At 69.9% G+C, this 19,591-nt stretch carries 1 protein-coding gene (only partly in view); it reads right to left on the reverse strand.

The features are described 5' to 3' along the window. On the reverse strand, window positions 1–19,591 hold the 3' portion of the coding sequence (locus tag JWS13_RS10700) for a non-ribosomal peptide synthase/polyketide synthase (RefSeq protein ID WP_241032151.1). The gene runs 14,183 nt beyond the window's last position; 19,591 of the gene's 33,774 nt are visible here — the last part of the coding sequence; the start codon falls outside the window, past its right edge; its stop codon occupies window positions 1–3.

Below are 19,591 nucleotides of genomic sequence, written 5' to 3' on the forward strand. Positions count from 1 at the left end.
TCAGTGCCCGGACCGCTCCTCGGCCTGAGCCACGAGCGCGGTGAGCGCCTCCACCCAGAACTGCCCGAACCGGTCCACTTCCGGTGCCGAGAGGATGCCGGGAGGGAACGACATGAACGCCGACAACTGCAGGCCCTCAGCAGTTTCCGAGATCACCGACTGGATGTCGAGAACGGCCTGGGCAGGCATCGCACTCTTCTCGAATCCACCCGTGACGGGCGATTCGAAGTCGGGCAGCCAGTCGAGTCCGCGGACCGCCTCGGGAACCTCGGCGGCGCTGACGCGTCCGATGTAGTTGAACACGATCTGCGGTTCCGGCCACTTCCTCATCACCGACGACGTGTCGGGGTTGAGGTACCGCAGCAGTCCGTATCCGATTCCCCGGTCCGGGATTGCACTCAGCTGATCCCGCACCGCGCGCACGGCGTCCGCGGCACCCGCCCCGCCCCGCAGAGCGTCGGCGATGTCGACCCCGGCGAGATCGAGCCGTGCCGGGTACATCGTGGTGAACCAGCCGACCGTCCGCGACAGATCCGCACCCGGCACCGCGGACTCTTCACGTCCGTGACCCTCGAGTGTGACCACCGTCGACGAGGCCTCGACTCCGCGGTCGCGCCGCCATGCGGCCACCGCCAACGCGAGGGCTGCCGCGAGGACGTCGCCGATCTCACCGTCGAGCGCACCGGGCGTTCCGCCCAGCAACGCCTCGGTGACCGGTGCCGGCACGTCCACCCGGGTCCGTTCCAGCGTGCCGACCACATCGGTGCGCAGGTCCAGCTCACGCGACCCCAGCAGCGGATCCGGACCGGTCAGCATCCGTTCCCACACCGCGAGTTCGGCCACCCGCTCCGGTGTCGCCGCCGCCTCGAGCAGACCGTCGGTCCACCGCCGCAGCGACGTTCCGACCGGCTCGAGCGACGGCGTCGTGCCTGCGGCGATCTGGGCGCCTGCGGTCGCGAAGTCCGGCACCAGGATCCGCCACGACACGGAGTCGATGACGAGGTGGTGCGGCACGACGAGGAGCCGTCCGCGCCGATCCGACTCGGTGGGGTCGAACCAGACGAACTGGAGCATCGACCCGGTGCGCGGATCGAGACGATCCAGCGCCGTGTCGAATGCCGCACCCGCCACCGCGTCGAACTCCGGCGAACCGGGCTCGGCGCCTGCCTCGATCTCCACCCGCTGCAGGGTGGCGTCGATGTCGACGCTGCCCGTGGGCGCGATCTCGAGCGCGTCCCCGGCACCGCCCGTGACCAGTGTCGACCGCAGCACGTCGTGCTGGTCGACCACAGCGGTGATCGTCGCGACGACCTGCTCGCGTTCGATCCCGGCCGGGAGTGTCAGCAACAACGGCATGACGAATCGGTCGAAGTCACCGCCGCGCTCGACCATCTTGCGGGCGACCGGGGTGAGCGGCACCGTTCCGACGCCGCCCCCCTCGTACTCCGCCAGTACCGCCGCCGCGGACTCACCCGAATCGGCCACTGCTGCCAGTTCGGCAACGGTGCGCCGCTCGAACACATCCCGCGCGGTGAAGTGGATACCGGCCGAACGGGCCCGCGCCACCAGCTGGATGGACACGATGCTGTCGCCGCCGAGTTCGAAGAACGAGTCGTCGATGCCGACACTCTCCCGGCCGAGCAGCTCCCCGAACACGGTCGCGAGGGCCCGTTCGGTGTCGGTGCGCGGCGCGCGGAACTCCGCCGCCGACGCGAAGTCCGGCACCGGCAGCGCGCGCCGGTCGAGCTTGCCGCTGGTGCCCAGCGGAAGCTCCGCGAGAACCATCACGGAATCCGGGATCATGTACTCGGGCAACGATTCCGCGACGAACGCATTCAGCGCCGCCTGGTCGATGGCCGCGTCGGGCCTCGGCACGACGTAGGCGACGAGCCGCGCGCCCACCTCACTGTTGTGCACGATCACCGCTGCCTGCGCCACGTCGGCGTGCCGAGCGAACGCCTCCTCGACCTCGCCGAGCTCGATGCGCAGGCCGCGCACCTTCACCTGGAAGTCGGTGCGGCCCACGAACTCGAGGACACCGCTCTCGTTCCACCGGACGAGGTCACCGGTGCGATACATCCGCACACCCGGATCGCCGAACGGATTCGCGACGAACCGTTCCGCACTCAGCGCGGCGCTGTTGACGTAGCCTCGCGCGAGTTGCGCGCCGTCGAGGTACAGCTCGCCGGGCACACCGACCGGCGCCGGGTTCAGGTGGGCGTCGAGCACGTAGGCCCGGGTGTTCCAGGCGGGCGAACCGATCGGCGCGATCGTCGCCGTCCCCGACCGCTCCACCACGTGGGCCGTCGAGTTGATGGTCACCTCGGTGGGGCCGTACAGGTTCACCAGCTCCGCGGAGCCGAGTCCCGCGACCCGCTCGGCCGCCGACTGCGGCAGCGGCTCACCGCCCGCGAACACGAGACGCAGCGAACCGCACCCGTCGGCGGTCGCGGCGTCGAGGAACATGGTGAGCACGGACGGGACGAACTGGATCACCGTCACCGACTCGGTGTCGACCGTCGCGGCCATGTACTCGGGATCGCGATGACCGTCCGGCGACGCCATCACGAGGGTTCCGCCGACCACCAACGGCAGGAACAGCTCCCACACGGACGCGTCGAACGTGAACGGCGTCTTCTGCAGCACCACGTCCTGCGCGTCGATGCCGTAGACGTCGCCCATCCACGCCAGCTGGTTGGCCAGCGCCGAGTGCGGAATCGCCACACCCTTCGGCCGTCCCGTCGAACCCGACGTGTACAGCGCGTACGCCAGGTTGTCCGGGCGCAGGTCGCCGAGCCGTTCGGTGTCCTCGATCGGACCGTCGCCGTACCCGGACAGGTCGAAGTCCTCGACCAGGTACACCGGGACCTCCACATCGAGGTTCGCGATGTCGTCGGCCGAACTCAGCACGCAGGCCGGCGTGGCGCTGTCCACCACGTACGACGTCCGGTCGGCCGGATGCTCGGGGTCGATCGGCACGTACGCGCCGCCCGCCGCGTGGACGGCGTAGAGGCTGGTCAGCATGTCGAGCGAGCGCCGCATCGCGATGCCCACCACGGTGTCCGGTCCCACGCCCATCGTCATCAGGTGCCGCGCCAGGCGGTTGACCCGCGCGTCGAACTCGGCGTAGGTGAGCCGCACGTGGTCGGCCACCACGGCGGTCCGATCGGGTGTGCGCGCAACCTGGGCACCGAACATCGACACCACGGATTCTTCCGCGACGTCGCGGCGGGAATCGTTCCATCCGGACAGGACGAGGTCGCGCTCGTCCTGCGTGAGCAGGTCCAGATCGCCTACCAGAGTAGAACTTCCGGCCGCGATGGTCTGCAGGATCCGGTTCAGCCGGGAACCGAGACGTCCGACGGTGTCGGCGCCGAACACGTCCGGAAGGTACTTCAGGACGAGTTGCAGTTCGCTGTCCGACTGCGCCAGCAGGCTCAGCGGGTAGTGCGAGGCGTCGCTGATCTGCACCCCGGCGACCCGGAGGCCGTCGATGTCGCTGTCCTCGGTGAGTCCCGCCCGGTCGACGGGGTACGACTCGAACACCGTCAACGTGTCGAACAGCCCGCCGATACCGGCGATCTGCTGGATCTCGGGGAGACCGATGTGGTGGTGGTCGAACAGAGCGGACTGTTCCGCCTGCAACCGTTCGAGCAACCCGAGGATCGACTCGCGGGGATCGACCCGCACCCGGATCGGGATGGTGTTGATGAACAGACCCACCATCGACTCGATGCCCGCGACCTCCGGTGGGCGACCCGACACGGTGGCGCCGAAGACGACGTCGTCGGACGCGGTCATCCGGGCCAGCAGCAGACCCCACGCCGCCTGGACGATCGTGTTCATCGTCAGGCCGCGATCCCGCGCGATGCGCGCCAGGTTCTCGCTCACCACCTCGCCGAGATGCAGCGCGATCTCGGCGGGCTCGGGACGGTCCTCACCGGGCGGCGCCGGGGCGAGGACGGTCGGCCCGTCCAGCCCGGCCAGTGCGTGCGCCCAGGCGCTGCGCGAGGCGTTGGCGTCGCGTTCGGACAGCCAGCTGAGGAAGTCACGGTAGCCGCGGACCCGCGGCAGCACCGAGCCGTCTCCGCGGGTCGCGTACAGCACCAGCAGATCCTTCATCAGCAACGGCATCGACCATCCGTCGAGCAGGATGTGGTGGTTGCTGATGGAGAACCGGTAGCTGCTCTCCCCCGTGCGGATCAGCAGGAACCGCATGAGAGGCGGACGGCCCATGTCGAACCGCGCCGAACGGTGTTCGCTCAGAACCGAACCGATCCGCTCCTCACGGTCGGCCTCGGACAGCGCCGACAGGTCGAGCTCTTCCCACGGCAGTGCGACGTGGTCGACGACCACCTGGACCGCGGTCCCCGAATCGTCGGGGACGAACGCGGTGCGCAGGTTCGCGTGCCGCGCGATCAACGCTTCCGCCGCGCCGCGGAGGCGGCCGGTGTCGACGACGCCCCGGAAGTCGAGCACCACCTGAGCGGTGTAGACGTCCACCGCGTCCTCGGCGAGAACGGAATGGAAGAACATTCCGGACTGCAGCGGAGCCAGCGGCCACACGTCGGTCGCGGCGGGGTAGCGCCGTTCGAGCGCCTCGAGGTCGTCCTGCGTCACGGTCACGAGCGGGACGTCGGACGGCGTGAGACCGCCGCTCTTCGGCCCGGACGCATGCTCGGCGAGCGCGGTCGCCGCGGCGTGCCACAGCTCCGCGAACTCCCACACGTCCGCCTCGTCGAGAATCTCGGTGGCGAAGGCGATCTTGGCCTCGATCTGGGGGCCGGACGCCGTCTCCGACGTCACCGCGTTGATGCTGAGCACCGCAGGCGCCACCATCTCGTCGTCCATGGCGCCGCCGAACTCACCGGAGTCGCTGTCGGGAATCCAGCCGAGATCCCGGATCTCGGCGGGCAGATCCACCGAACCCGCCCGGCCGAGGTAGTTGAACCCGATCTGCGGCGTCGGCAGCGACGCCAGAGCCGGAGCCGTCTCGTCGTTGAGGTAGCGCAGCAGGCCGTAGCCGATGCCCTTGTCGGGCACGGCCAGCAACTGTTCCTTGACTGCCTTCAACGCAGACCCCGCCGAGGTGCCGCCGTCGAACGCGTCGGCGAGATCGGCCCGCGAGACGTCCAGCCGCACCGGGTACAGGCTGGTGAACCAGCCCACCGTGCGCGCGAGGTCGGCACCGGGAACGGTCGACTCTTCGCGGCCGTGTCCCTCCAGGTTGATCAGCACCGACCGATCCGTGGTGCCGCCGCGGAGTTCACGCCAGCGCGATACCGCGAGGGCGAGCGCCGCGAGCAGGCCGTCGTTGACGCCACCGTTCACGGACTGCGGAATCGTGGTCAGCAGCGCCTGCGTCACCTGCGTCGAGAACGTCATGCTCAGGCGGTCGGTCCGGGCGATCACGTCGCGTTCCGGATCGAACGCGCGCCGCCCGATCAGCGGATCGGTTCCCGCGAGCATGCCGCGCCAGAAGTCGAGTTCGGCCACGCGGTGCGGAGACTTCGCCTCCTCCGCGAGTCCGTGCGCCCACGCCCGGACGGAGGATCCGACCGGTTCGAGCTGCGCGGGCGCTCCCGCCATGATCTGCGAACCTGCGGTCGCGAAGTCCGGCAACAGCACTCGCCACGACACCCCGTCGACGACGAGGTGGTGCGCAAGCACCAGCAGGCGTCCGCTCTGACCCGGCAACGACTCCGCGGGCGCGAACCACACGAACTGCGTCATCCGGCCCGACGCCGGATCGAGGCGGTCCGCGGCACGACTGAGAGCCGCGCGGGCCAGCCGCTCGAACTCGTCGGTGCCCGGCTTGTCGGTGAACTCGATCTGCTCGATCAGGTCGTCCGCGTCGAACGCCCGTCGAACGGAGAGCGCCTCGAACGACCAGTCGTCCCCGGCCCGCGTGAGCCGGGAGCGGAGGATGTCGTGGCGCGCCAGGATCGCGTCCACCGTGTCCGCCAGCTGATCTCGTGTGACGGCGGGCGGGGTGGTCAGCAGGACGGCCTGCGAGAACTTCTCGAACGTTCCTGCCGTCTCCACCAGCCAGTGCGCGATCGGGGTGAGCGGCATCGTTCCGACGCCGCCGCCCGGCAACTCCTCGAGCTTCACCGAGTCGACCTCGGTGGCCCAGGCGGCCACCTCGGCCAGCGCCGCCACGGTCTTGCGTTCGAAGACGTCTCGCGCGGTGAACAGCACCCCGGCGTTCTTCGCCCGGGTCGTCAGCTGGATGGACACGATGCTGTCGCCGCCGAGCGCGAAGAACGAGTCGTCGACGCTGACCCGGTCGACGCCGAGAACCTGCGCGAAGACGTCGGCGATGGCCTTCTCCATCGGCGTGGACGGCGCGGTGTAATCACTGGCGACCGACACGAACTGCGGCTCGGGAAGTGCCTTGCGGTCGAGCTTGCCCGCGGGTGTCAGCGGAACCGAGTCGATGGCCATGATCGACGACGGAACCATGTACCCGGGCAGGGTCTCGGAGACGAACGCCGACAGTTCGGCGACGTCGATCGACGCACCCGCTGCGGGCATGACGTACGACACCAGCACGGTCTGCCCGGTGTGCTCGCGGTGGTGGCCGAGCGTGACCGCGAAGTCGACACTCGGGTGCCTGCCGAGTTCGGCGTCGATCTCGCCGAGTTCGATGCGGAATCCGCGGACCTTCACCTGGAAGTCGGAACGGCCGACGTAGTCGAGGACGAGGTCGCCCGTCTCGTCGTCGTGCACCCAGCGGACGACGTCGCCGGTGCGGTAGAGCCGCTCACCGGGACCGCCGAACGGGTTGGCGACGAATCGCTCCGCCGTCAGGGCGAACCGGTTGTGGTAGCCGCGGGCCACACTCGGACCCGCGACGTACAGCTCACCCGCGACACCCACCGGGACCGGCGTGAGACGGGAATCGAGAACGACCACGTCGACGCCCCGGGTGGGACCGCCGATGGTGACGGGCCGATCCGCGTTCATCGGGTTGCTCGACGTACTCCAGATCGTCGCCTCGGACGGGCCGTACAGGTTGAACATGCGCCTGCCCGGTGCCCACTTCTGCATGAGCTCCGGCGGGCACGCCTCGCCGGCCACCGACAGCACCTCGATGCCTTCCAACCCGGCCGGGTCCACCGTCGTGAGCGCGGCGGGTGTGATGAAGGCGTGCGTGACCTTCTGCTTCTTCAGCAACCGCGCGAGTTCGTCTCCGCCGTACACGACGCCGGACGCGATGACCATCGTCGACGCGGCGGCCACTGCGTGCAGCAACTCGAAGACCGATGCGTCGAAACTGGGCGAGGCGAAGTGCAGCACCCGCGACTGCGGGGTGACCCGGAGCCGCTCGACCTGCTCGGTCGTGACGTTCGCCAGGCCCGTGTGGGTGACGACGACGCCCTTGGGCAGGCCCGTCGATCCCGACGTGTAGATCACGTACGCGGCGTCGTCGACCCGGGTCGGCCGGATGCGGTCCTCGTCGGTGACGGCCTCGTTCGACACGGACGCGCACGCGTCGTCCATCTCGTCCGCACCGAGCACCAGCCAGCGCACGGTGTCCGGGAGCTCTGCGACGTGGGCGCCGGTGGTGAGACCGATCTCCACGCGAGAGTCCGTGACCATGTGCATGATCCGGTCGAACGGGTAGCTCGGGTCGACCGGGACGAACGCCGCCCCGGTCTTCGCGACCGCCCAGATGGAGAGGATCGATTCGACGGAGCGTGTCAGCGCGAGTGCCACGAAGTCGTCGGCCCCGATGCCCCTGCCGATGAGAACGCGGGCGAGACGGTTCGAGCGCTCGTCGAGTTCGCGGTAGGTGACCTGTTCGTCGCCGCACACGACGGCGACGGCGTCGGGGTTCACTGCCGCGGCGGCGCCGAGGATGCCCGACAGCAGCTCGGGTGCGGCGGTGTCCGCGCCCCGCACCGGGGCGAGCACGGCGTGCTCGTTCTCGCTGAGGACGTCGATGTCGCCGATCAGCACGGACGCGTCGGCGGTGATCGCCTCGAGGATGCGCTGGAAACGGAACGCGAACGACGCGATGGTGCGCTCGTCGAACAGATCCGTCGCGTAGGTGAACACGCCGCGCATCGGCCCGTCACCGTCCGCGCCTGCCGCGTCGGCGAGCGTGAGCTGCAGATCGAACTTCGCGGCGCTGATCCCACCGTCGAGTCCCTCGACCGTCAGCCCGGGCAGTTCGAGGTGCGCCTGCTCGATGTTCTGGAACGCGAGAGCCACCTGGAACAGCGGCGAGAACGCGGTCGAGCGTTCCGGCTGCAGGATCTCGACGAGCCGCTCGAACGGCACGTCGGTATGCGTGAACGCACCGAGGTCGTGCTGACGCACCTGTGCGAGGAGGTCGGCGAACGTCGCGTCGACGTCGACCTGCGCGCGCAGCACCAACGTGTTGACGAACATGCCGACCAGGTCGTCGAGTGCGGCCTCGCCGCGGCCCTCGATCGCGGTGCCCACCGCGATGTCGTCCGTGGCGCTCAGCCGCGCGAGCAGCACCGACAGCGCCGCGTGCGCGACCATGAACAGCGACGCGTTGTGCTCGCGGGCCAGCGCCCCCAGCCGGTCGCGCAGTTCCGCGTCGATCTCGAAATCGAAGTTGGCGCCGCGCATCGACTGTGCGGGCGGCCGCGGCCGGTCCGTCGGCAACGGCAGCACGTCCGGCAGACCGCTCAGCGTGGTCCGCCAGTAGTCGATCTGCTGGGTGGCCAGCGAATCCGGGGCGTTCTCGTCACCGAGCAACTCGTGCTGCCAGAGCGAGAAGTCCGCGTACTGGACGTCGAGCGGCGCCCAGGCGGGTTCCGAGCCGGCGGCGCGGGCGCTGTAGGCGATCACCACGTCGCGTGCCAGCGGTGCCGTCGAGGCGCCGTCGGACGAGATGTGGTGGACGACGATGACCAGCACGTGCTGTTCGGCGTCGATCCGCAGGAGGCGGGCCCGGACCGGGACCGCCGTCGCGACGTCGAATCCGGCGGTGACGAGGGAGATCACGCGTTCGCGCAGCACGGTCTCGTCGGCGACGTCCTCGACGTCGAGGGCCGTGAAACTCCGGGCCCGCGACAGCACGACCTGGCCCGGTCCGTCACCGGTGTCGGGGTAGGTGGTGCGCAGCGTCTCGTGCCGCTCGACGACGTCGCCGAGTGCCTGCTCGAGCGCGGCGACGTCGAGGTGGCCGGTCAGCCTGATCGCCAGCGGAATGTTGTACGCCGCCGACGCGGTGTCGAACTGGTTGATGAACCACATGCGGGACTGCGCCGGGGACAGCGGAATCCGGGTGGGACGCGGCTGCGGCACCAGCGCCGGCCGGTTCGCACCCGCCGAATCGGACTGCTCGGCGCGAGCCGCCAGCGCGATCACGGTCGGCGCCTCGAACAGCTCCCGCACACCGATCGACGTGTCGAGGGCTGCGTTGAGCCGGGCGACCACGCGGGTCGCGACCAGCGAGTTGCCACCGAGGTCGAAGAAGCTCGTGTCGGCGCTGACCCGCTCGTGACCGAGGACGTCCGCGAAGACTCCCGCCACGATTTCCTCGACCGGGGTGCGCGGAGCCCGGTAATGGTCCGCGGCGCCGCCGAACTCGGGCTCGGGAAGGGCCTTGCGGTCGAGCTTGCCGTTGATGTTCAGCGGCAGCTCGTCGAGCGCGATGAGCGCGGACGGCACCATGTACCCGGGTACCGACCTACCCGCGAACGCGAGGACGTCGGCGTCGTCGACGAAACCGCCCCGCTCCGGCACGGAGTAATCGCGTGCCTCCGGCACGGAGTCACCGCGCGCCTCCGGCACGACGTAACCGACGAGGCGGTCGCCGGTGTGCCGGTCGCTGTGCACCACCACGACGGCCTGCGCGACCGCCGGGTGCGCGACGAGGGCACGCTCGATCTCGCCGAGTTCGATGCGGAAACCGCGGACCTTCACCTGGAAGTCGCTGCGGCCGACGTAGTCGAGGTTGCCGTCGCGGTTCCACCGGACGAGGTCGCCGGTGCGGTACATCCGCGCTCCGGCCTCGCCGAACGGGCTGGCGACGAATCGTTCCGCGGTGAGGTCGTGGCGGCCGAAGTACCCGCGCGCCAACTGCTCGCCCGCGAGATAGAGCTCACCTGTGACGCCGGCGGGAACGGGGTGCAGACGCGAATCGAGAACGTAGGTCTGCGTGTTCCATTCGGGCCTGCCGATCGGGACCGAGCCGTCGCGCTCGTCGCCGCACCGGTAGTGGGTGACGCTGACGGCGGCCTCGGTGGGGCCGTACAGGTTGAAGATGTCCGCGTCGCTGACGTCCCGGAACCGGAGCACCGTGTCGGCGGGCAGGGCCTCACCGATGCACAGCACACGCTGCAACGACGCCAGCTGCGCCGGTTCTGCCACCGCGACGAACGCCGACAGCAGCGAGGGCACGAAGTGCACCGTCGACACCTGCTGCTCGGCGACGAGTGCGGCCAGGTACGACGGGTCGCGGTGACCGTCCGGCGCGGCGACGACGAGCCGTGCGCCGGCGGTCAGCGCCCACCAGAACTCCCACACTGACAGGTCGAACGTGGCCGCCGTCTTGAGCAGCACCGAGTCCTCGGCGGTGAGCGGGTATTCCGACTGCTTCCACCGCAACTGGTTCGCGATCGCAGCGTGCGCGATCGCGACGCCCTTCGGCCGGCCGGTGGATCCGGACGTGTAGATCACGTACGCGGCGTTCTCCGGCCGCAGCGGTGCGGTCCGCTCCGCGTCGGTCAGCGGAGCCGGGTCGACATCGCCGAGGTCCAGTTCGTCGAGCAGGAGGTAGTCGACATTGCCGGGCAGTCCCCCGACGACGTCGCGGGTCGCCAGGACACAGACGGGTTGCGCGCTCTCCAGCACGTACGCGGTGCGCTCGGCCGGATGGTCCGGGTCGATCGGCAGGTATGCGCCGCCCGCCGCGGCGATCGCGTACATGCCGACCAGCAGGTCCACCGAACGCGGAATGGCCAGGCCCACCACGGTTTCCGGGCCGACACCGCGGCCCGCGAGATGCCGGGCCAAGCGGTTCACCCGCGCCGAGAACTCGGCGTACGTGAGCGATTCGCCGTCGAACACGAGAGCGGTGACGTCCGGGTTCTCCGCGACGGCGGCCGCGAACATGTCCGCCAGCGTCGTCGCCGGCAGGGCCTGCGCGGTGTCGTTCCATCCGGACACCACGAGTGCGCGCTCGTCGCTGCCTGCGAGCGGCAGGTCGCCGACCGCGGTCCGCGGCGAATCCACCGCGGCGACCAGAACGCGGCGGAACATGTCCGCGAAGCGCTGGACGGTGGCGGCGTCGAACAGGTCGGTGGCGAACGTGAACACACCCGACATCTGCTCACCCTCGGGGCTGTCCCCCAGGATCAGATGCAGATCGAACTGCGCGGTGTCGCCCTCGACGTCGAGCGGCGCGACGGTGAGGTCGGGCAGTTCCAGCTCGGCCTTCGTCGTGTTCTGGAACGAGTAGCCCACCTGGAAGATCGGGTGGTGCGCCATCGAGCGTGCCGGGTTCAGGACCTCGACGAGGCGCTCGAACGGGACGTCGGCGTGCGAGAACGCCTCGAGGTCGGCCTCGCGGGCACGATCGAGGATCTCGTCGAATGTCTGCCGTCCGTCGACCTGCACCCGCAGTGCGAGGGTGTTGACGAACATGCCGACGACGTCGTCGAGTTCGCGCTCGCCGCGGCCGGCGATCGGGGTGCCCACCGCGATGTCCTCGGTGCCGGACAGTCGGCTGAGCAGCACCGCGAACGCGGCGTGCACGGCCATGAACACGCTGGCGTTGTGCCTGCGGGCCAGTGCGGCCAGCCCGCGGTGCACCTCGGCGTCGACGGTGAAATCGATCCGCGACCCGCGCAGCGACTGCACGGGCGGGCGCGGCCGGTCCACCGGCAGTTCGAGGAGGTCGGGCACGCCCGCGAGGGTCTTCGTCCAGAAGCCCAGCTGGGCGGCGATCAGGCTGTCCGGGTCGTCCTCGCTGCCGAGGAGTTCCCGCTGCCAGATCGCGTAGTCCGCGTACTGCACCGGAAGCGGCGCGAAGCCGGGTTCCCGGCCTGCCGCCCGGGATGCGTACGCCACCATGACGTCACGCACGAACGGGGCGGTGGATTCGCCGTCGGTCGACACGTGGTGCACGACGAGTGCCAGCACGTAGTCCTTCGGGCCGACCTCGAACAGTCGCACCCGGATCGGCGGCACATCGGCGGTGACGTCGAATCCGGTGGACACCATCGCCGTCAACTGCTCGCGCAGTTCGGTCTCGGTGACCGGAACGGGTGCGACATCGATCGGCGCCTGCGCGGCCGGGAGGATCACCTGGTGCGGGCCGTCGGCCGAATCCGGGTAGATCGTGCGGAGCGACTCGTGCCGCTCCAGCACGTCGAACACCGCGGACTGCAGTGCGTCGACGTCCAGCGCGCCGGTCAACCGGACCGCGAGCGGGATGTTGTAGGCGGGCGAGTCCGGGTCGAAGCGGTTGATGAACCACATCCGGGACTGCGCCAGCGACAGCGGGACGAAGGCAGACCTCTCCCGTGGTGCGAGGACGGGCCGTGGCCGGACGTTCTCGTCCGGGGTGGCGATGCGGGCGGCCAGGCCCGCGACCGTCGGAGCCTCGAACAGTTGCCGCACGCCGATGCGGAGGCCGAAGACCTGTCCGGCCCGCGACACGACCCGAGTGGCGCTCAGCGAGTTTCCGCCGAGGTCGAAGAAGCTGTCGTCGACGCTGACCTGCTCGAGTCCGAGCACGTCGGCGAAGATGCCTGCGATCGTCTCTTCGGCGGGTGTCGTCGGGGCACGGAACTCCGCACCCGCGGACACGAACTCGGGCTCGGGCAGGCGCGCCCGGTCCAGCTTGCCGATGCCGGTCAGCGGGATCTCGTCGAGAACGATCACGACGGACGGCACCATGTACGGCGGAAGCGTTTCGCCGACAACCGACTTCAGCGATTCCGGATCGATCGCCGCGCCGTCGGCGGGCAGGACGTACGACACGAGGGTCGTCAGTCCGGCGGGGTTCTCGCGACCCACGGTCACCGCGAACTCGATGTCCGGCTGGGCGGTCAGGGCGGCGTCGATCTCGCCGAGTTCGACGCGGAACCCGCGGACCTTGACCTGGAAGTCGGACCGGCCGACGTACTCCACCCGATGTCCGTCCGCCCAGCGCACGACGTCGCCGGTGCGGTACATGCGGGCGCCGGGCTCGCCGAACGGGTTGGCCACGAACCGTTCCGCCGTGACGGACGGACGGTTGTGGTAGCCGCGGGTCACCGACGGACCACAGATGTACAGCTCCCCGGGCACGCCCTCCGGCACCGGACGCAACCGCGAATCGAGTATGAGCGATTCGACGCCACGCAGCGGCGAGCCGATCGTGACGCGTTCACCGGCCACCATCGGTTCGGTGATGGTGACGATGACCGTGGTCTCGGTGGGACCGTACGCGTTGCGCATCTCGCGGCCGGGAGCCCACCGCGCCACGAGTTCCGGCGTGCAGGTGTCGCCGCCGACCACGACGGACGTGACGGAGTCGAGGCCGTCGGGGTCGACCGTCATCAGCGCGGTCGGCGTCATGACGACGTTGTTGACCTGTTCGCGGCGGATCAGGTCGGCGAGTTCGTCGCCGCCGTAGACGTCCGCGGGCGAGATCACCAGGGTGGCGCCCGCGCTGAACGCGGCGAGCATCTCCCCGACCGACGTGTCGAAGCTCGGCGACGCCACGTGCAGGAACCGGGAATCCGGTGACACGACGTAGTGCTCGCGCACCTCGCGGGTGAGGTTGGCCAGACCGCGGTGGGTGACCACCACGCCCTTCGGCTTGCCTGTCGAACCCGACGTGTAGATGAGGTACGCGGGGTGATCGACCGTCAGCGCGCGGCGCAGATCGGCGTCCTCCACCGCGACCGCACTGCGGGCAGCGATCTCCTCGGTGGCTTCCGTCTCGTCGAGGACGATCCACGGCACCGTGTCGGGCAGGTCGGTGTGGTGGCGGGCGACCGTCAGTCCGAGGACCGCTCCCGAATCGGACAGCATCTCGCCGATCCGCTCGAACGGAAGCTTCGGATCGACGGGCAGGTAGGCGCCGCCGGCCTTGGCGATCGACCAGATCGCGAGGATGGATTCGACGGAGCGCGTGATCGCCAGCGCGACATAGTTCTCCGGCCCGACACCTCGATCGATCAGGACGCGCGCCAGCCGGTTCGACTGCTCGTCGAGTTCGCGGTACGTGAGCTGACGGCCCTCGAAGGACACCGCGACCGACTCCGGCGAGATCTCGACGCCCGAACGCAGAAGTTCCGGCAGCGTGCTCGGCTCGACCGACTTCGGCCCGCGGACCGGGGCGATCGCGGCCTTCTCCGCGGCGTCGAGGATCTCGATGTCGCCGAGGACCACGTCGCGGTCGGACGACACGGCACCGAGGATCCGGACGAACCGGTCCGCGAAGCTCAGGACGGTCTGCTCGTCGAAGATGTCGGTCGAGTAGTTGAACGTCGCGGCGATCCCCGCCGCAGCCCCGTCTGCGTAGCGCTCACCGACACTGAGCTGGAGGTCGAACTTGGCGACCTCGAGCGGGGCGTCGAGCGCGGAGATCTCGAGGCCCGGGAACTCCATCCGGACCGACTCGTTGTTGTCGAACGACAGCGCCACCTGGAACAGCGGCTGGTGCGCCGTCGACCGCGGGACGTCGAGGACCTCGACGAGGCGTTCGAACGGAACATCGCTGTGGCTGAACGCATTCAGATCGGTGGCGCGCACCTGTGCGAGCAGGTCGGCGAAGGTGTCGTCGGGACGCACCGACGCGCGGAGCACGAGGGTGTTGACGAACATGCCGACGAGTCTGTCGAGTTCCTGCTCGCCGCGGCCGGCGACCGGCGTGCCGATCGCGACGTCCGTCTGCGAGGACAGCCGCTCGAGTAGGACCGCGAGCGCGGCGTGCACGACCATGAAGAGGGTCGAGTTCGTTTCCTGGGCGATCGCGAGCAGCCCGCGGTGCGTCTGCGCGTCGATCGTGAACCGCGCCGACGCGCCGCGCAGCGACTGCACGGGCGGCCGGGGCCGGTCGGTCGGCAGTTCGAGTACCTCGGGGAGCCCGCCGAGCGCCTGCTGCCAGTAGCCGAGCTGGCGGGCGACCAGCGATTCTGGGTCGGACTCGTCACCGAGCGACTCACGCTGCCACAGCGCGTAATCGGCGTACTGGACGGGCAGCGGTTCCCAGCCTGGCGCGCTGCCGGCGGTACGCGCCGCGTAAGCGGTCATGACGTCCGTGAACAGCGGCGCCAGCGACGCTCCGTCGGCCGAGATGTGATGCACGACCATCATCAGGATGTGGTCGGTGGGGTTCACCTCGAAGCAGGCGACCCGCACCGGGACCGTCTCGGTGACGTCGAATCCGGTGGCACCGAGTTCACGCAGGCGCGCGAACAGGTCCTGCTCGTCCGCGACCGGGGTCGGGGTCAGGTCGGACACCACGTCCGCTGCGGGCAGCACGACCTGATGCGCGTCGTCGTCGCCGACCGGGAAGACGGTGCGCAGCGACTCGTGCCGCTCCACGACGTCCGCCCACGCCGCATTCAGCGCCGCCGCGTCGATCGAGCCGGTCAACCGCACCGCCAGCGGCAGGTTGTACGCCGGGGAGGTCGGATCGAACTGGTTGACGAACCACATCCGCTGCTGGGCCAGCGACAGCGGGATGCGGTCGGGCCGCGGGCGGGCGACGAGCGCGGGACGCTGTTCGGCGGTCCCCGACGTCGCCTCGAGCAGTGCCGCGAGTTCCGCGACGGTCGGATTCTCGAAGCACTCCCGCACCGACAGGTGTGCGCCGACTGACGCCCTCAGGCGGGCGGTGAGCCTCGTCGCGCTGATGGAGTTTCCACCGAGGTCGAAGAACGAGTCGGCGGACCCGACACGTTCGGCACCGAGAACGTCGGCGAACACGCCCGCCACGACGGTCTCCATCGGCGTGCGCGGCGCCACGTACTCCACCGCGACGGTGGTGAACTCGGGCTCCGGCAACGCCTTCCGGTCCAGCTTCCCGCTGGCACCGAGTGGGAAACTGTCCAGGACGACGACGCGTGCGGGCACCATGTACGCGGGCAGGATCTGCGCCGCCGCGTCCTGCACCGACTTCGTGTCGACCCGCGCACCGGACCGCGGCACCACGTAGGCCACGAGATTCTCGCCGGTCGACTCGCTTCGGTGGATCGTCACCGCTGCCTGCGCCAAGGTTTCGTGCGTCAGCAGCGCGGCCTCGACCTCGCCGAGTTCGATCCGCAATCCACGCAGCTTGACCTGGAAGTCGCTGCGTCCGATGTATTCGAGGTTCCCGTCGGCGCGCCGGCGAACGACGTCGCCCGTGCGGTACATCCGCTGCCCGGACCCGCCGAACGGGTTGGCGACGAACCGATCGGAGGTCAGATCGCTGCGTCCGACGTATCCGCGGGCCAACTGCGTTCCCGCGAGGTACAGCTCGCCGGGAACCCCGGCCGGCACCGGGCGGAGGCGCGAGTCCAGGACGTGGAGATCGGTGTTCCGCACCGCACCGCCGATGGGCACGGTACCGCGGACGTCCTGGTCGACCTGACCGGCGGTCGCGTGCACAGTGAATTCCGTCGGACCGTACAGGTTGTGCAATTCGGCGTCCGACAGTGCGCGGAACGCCTCGGCGGTCGCGGGCGGGAACGCCTCGCCCGCGACGAGCACCAGTCGAAGGCTGAGCAGGTCGTGTCGTTCGGCCTCGCCGACGAACACCGACAGCATCGACGGCACGAACGACGTCGCCGTGACGCCCTCGCGCGCGATCAACGCCGCGAGATACTCGGGGTCACCGTGACCGTCGGGTGTCGCGATCACCAGGCGGCCACCCGCGACGAGCGTGCCGAACAGTTCCCAGACCGACACGTCGAACGTCGCCGGGGTCTTCTGCAGCACGACATCGTGTGTGCCGAGGCCGTACTGGTCGACGATCCACGAGATCTGGTTCAGGACCGCCGCGTGGCTCACCGCGACGCCCTTCGGCCGTCCCGTCGAACCGGACGTGTAGATGACGTAGGCGGGGTTCGACGGCCGGAGGGTTCCCCGGCGCTCCTCGTCGCGCACCGACGCGGCCTGCATGTCGACGGACAGCCGGTCGATCTCCACCACGGTGTGTCCGGTGGGAAGGTCGAGAGCATCTCGCGCGACCGTCAGGATGCAGAGCGGCGAAGCGCTGTCGAGGACGTAGGCCGTGCGCTCGGCCGGATGGTCGGGGTCGAGTGGAACGTACGCCCCACCCGCCTTCACGATCGCGTACATCGCAACCATCGAGTCGATCGACCGCCGAATTGCGAGTGCGACCCGGACCTCCGGCCCGACACCCATCTCGATCAGGGTGCGCGCGAGTGTGTTGACACGCTCGTCGAACTCGGCGTAGGTCAGCGATTCGTCGCCGGACACCAGGGCCACGGCGTCCGGTGTCCGCGCCACCTGCTCGTCGAACAGGTCGACGACGGTCCGGTCGTCCGCTTCGGTCGCGGCGGTCGCCGACGTCGCGTCGGCGATCACGCCGGCCAGGACACCGGCGAACGTGTCGGCGAAGCCTTCGCCCGACGATCCGTCGAGCAGCCCGGGCAGCAGGGTGGACAGGGCCACCGTGACCGCCGCCTCCGGGCCCACGCCCACACCGGCGAGCGTGCGCGCGAGTTCCGCGGACTTGTCCCGCAACTGCACGTACGTGACATCGGTGCCGTTGTGCGACAGCGCGATTCCGTCCGGGTTGATCGACGCGGCGCCGTCGAGGAGTTCGGGCAGCGACTTGGTGGCCGCCAGCTCCTGTGAGATCGAGTGCGACAGCAGGGACTGTCCGCCCTCGTCCGGTACGGCGAGCCCGGCCTTCTCGTCCTCGGTCAGGATGTCGATGTCGCCGACGACGGCGTCCGCGTCGGCCGTGACGGCCTCCAGCACACGGACGAAACGGTCGGCGAAACCGCGGACCGTCGCCTCGTCGAAGAGATCGGTGGCGTAGGAGAACCAGCCCCGCATGCCGTTCGCGACGGAATCGTCGTCGAACCGTTCCTCGACGGCGACACCGAGGTCGGTCTTGCTCGTGGTGAGTCCGCTCTCGAGGATCTCGACGGTCAGCCCGGCGAGTTCGAGCTTCGGCCTTTCGAGGTTCTGGAAGCTCAGCATCACCTGCGCGAGCGGCGCGTACGCGGCGCTGCGCGACGGCCGGAGCACCTCGACGATCTGCTCGAACGGCACATCGGCGTTGCCGAATGCGTTGAGATCGACCTCCCGGGCCTGCGTGAGCAGCGTGCTGAAGCGGGCGTTCTGGTCGACCTCGGTGCGCAGCACCAGAGTGTTGACGAACATCCCGACGAGGTCGTCGAGGGCGCGGTCACCGCGGCCGGCGACCGGGGTGCTGACGGAGATGTCGCTGGTGCTGCTCAGGCGTCCCAGCAGCACGGCGAGCGCGGTGTGCACCACCATGAACAGCGACGCCTGGTGGGTCTGCGCGAGTTCGTTCAGGGACCGGTGCACGTCGTGCCCGATCTCGAACTCGATCAGCCCGCCCTGCGGGTTCCGGACCGCCGGGCGCGGCCGGTCGGCCGGGAGGTCGAGGACCTCCGGCGCATCGCCGAGGGCGTGCGTCCAGTACGCGATCTGCTTGCCCGCGAGCGACTCCGGGTCGTCCTCGGAGCCGAGGAGAGTGCGCTGCCACAGCGCGAAGTCGGGGTACTGCACGGGCAGCGGCGAGAAGCCGGGCTCCTCCCCCTGCACGCGTGCGCCATACGCGCCGAACAGGTCCCGCGCGAGCGGGGCCATCGACGAACCGTCGGCCGAGATGTGGTGGACGACGACGAGGAGGACGTGGTCGCGTTCCCCGAGTTCGAACAGGGCGGCGCGCACCGGGACGTCCGCGGTGACGTCGAAGCCTGCCGACGCCAGCCTGACGACCCGCTCCCGCAGTTCCTGCTCGCCGGCCACGCGGACCACGTCGAGTTCGGACTGCGTGTCGGACGCGGACAGGACGACCTGGTAGGGGCCGTCGACGGAATCCGGGTACACCGTGCGCAGCGATTCGTGGCGGGCCACGACGTCGGCGATCGCCGACCGCAATGCGTCGACGTCCAGTGCGCCGGTGAGCCGGAGCGCCAACGGGATGTTGTACTCGGCCGATTCGGGGTCGAATCGGTTGGCATACCACATCCGCTGCTGCGCCAGCGACAGCGGCAGGCGGTCCGGGCGCGGTCCGGCGGTGACGGGCGGGCGGGCGCCGCCGTCCACGCCGAGCGCTTCCAGCCTGCGGGCCAGCTGCTCCACCGTGGGGGCCTCGAAGATCTCGCGGACCGGCGCGTCGATTCCGACGGCCTCGTTGATCCGCGCCATCACGCGGGTGGCGGCGAGCGAGTTTCCGCCGAGCGTGAAGAAGGAGTCGTCGGCGCCGACCTGGTCGACACCGAGCACCTCCGCGAACACCGCGGCGACCCGCTGTTCGAGAGCGGTTCCCGCGGCACGGAACTCGCGATCCTCCGCCAGGAACTCGGGCTCGGGCAGTGCCCGGCGGTCGAGTTTGCCCACCGGGGTGAGCGGGATCGCGTCGAGTGTCACGACCGTCGACGGCACCATGTACGTGGGA

The organism is Rhodococcus pseudokoreensis, from assembly GCF_017068395.1.
GTDB lineage: Bacteria > Actinomycetota > Actinomycetes > Mycobacteriales > Mycobacteriaceae > Rhodococcus_F > Rhodococcus_F pseudokoreensis.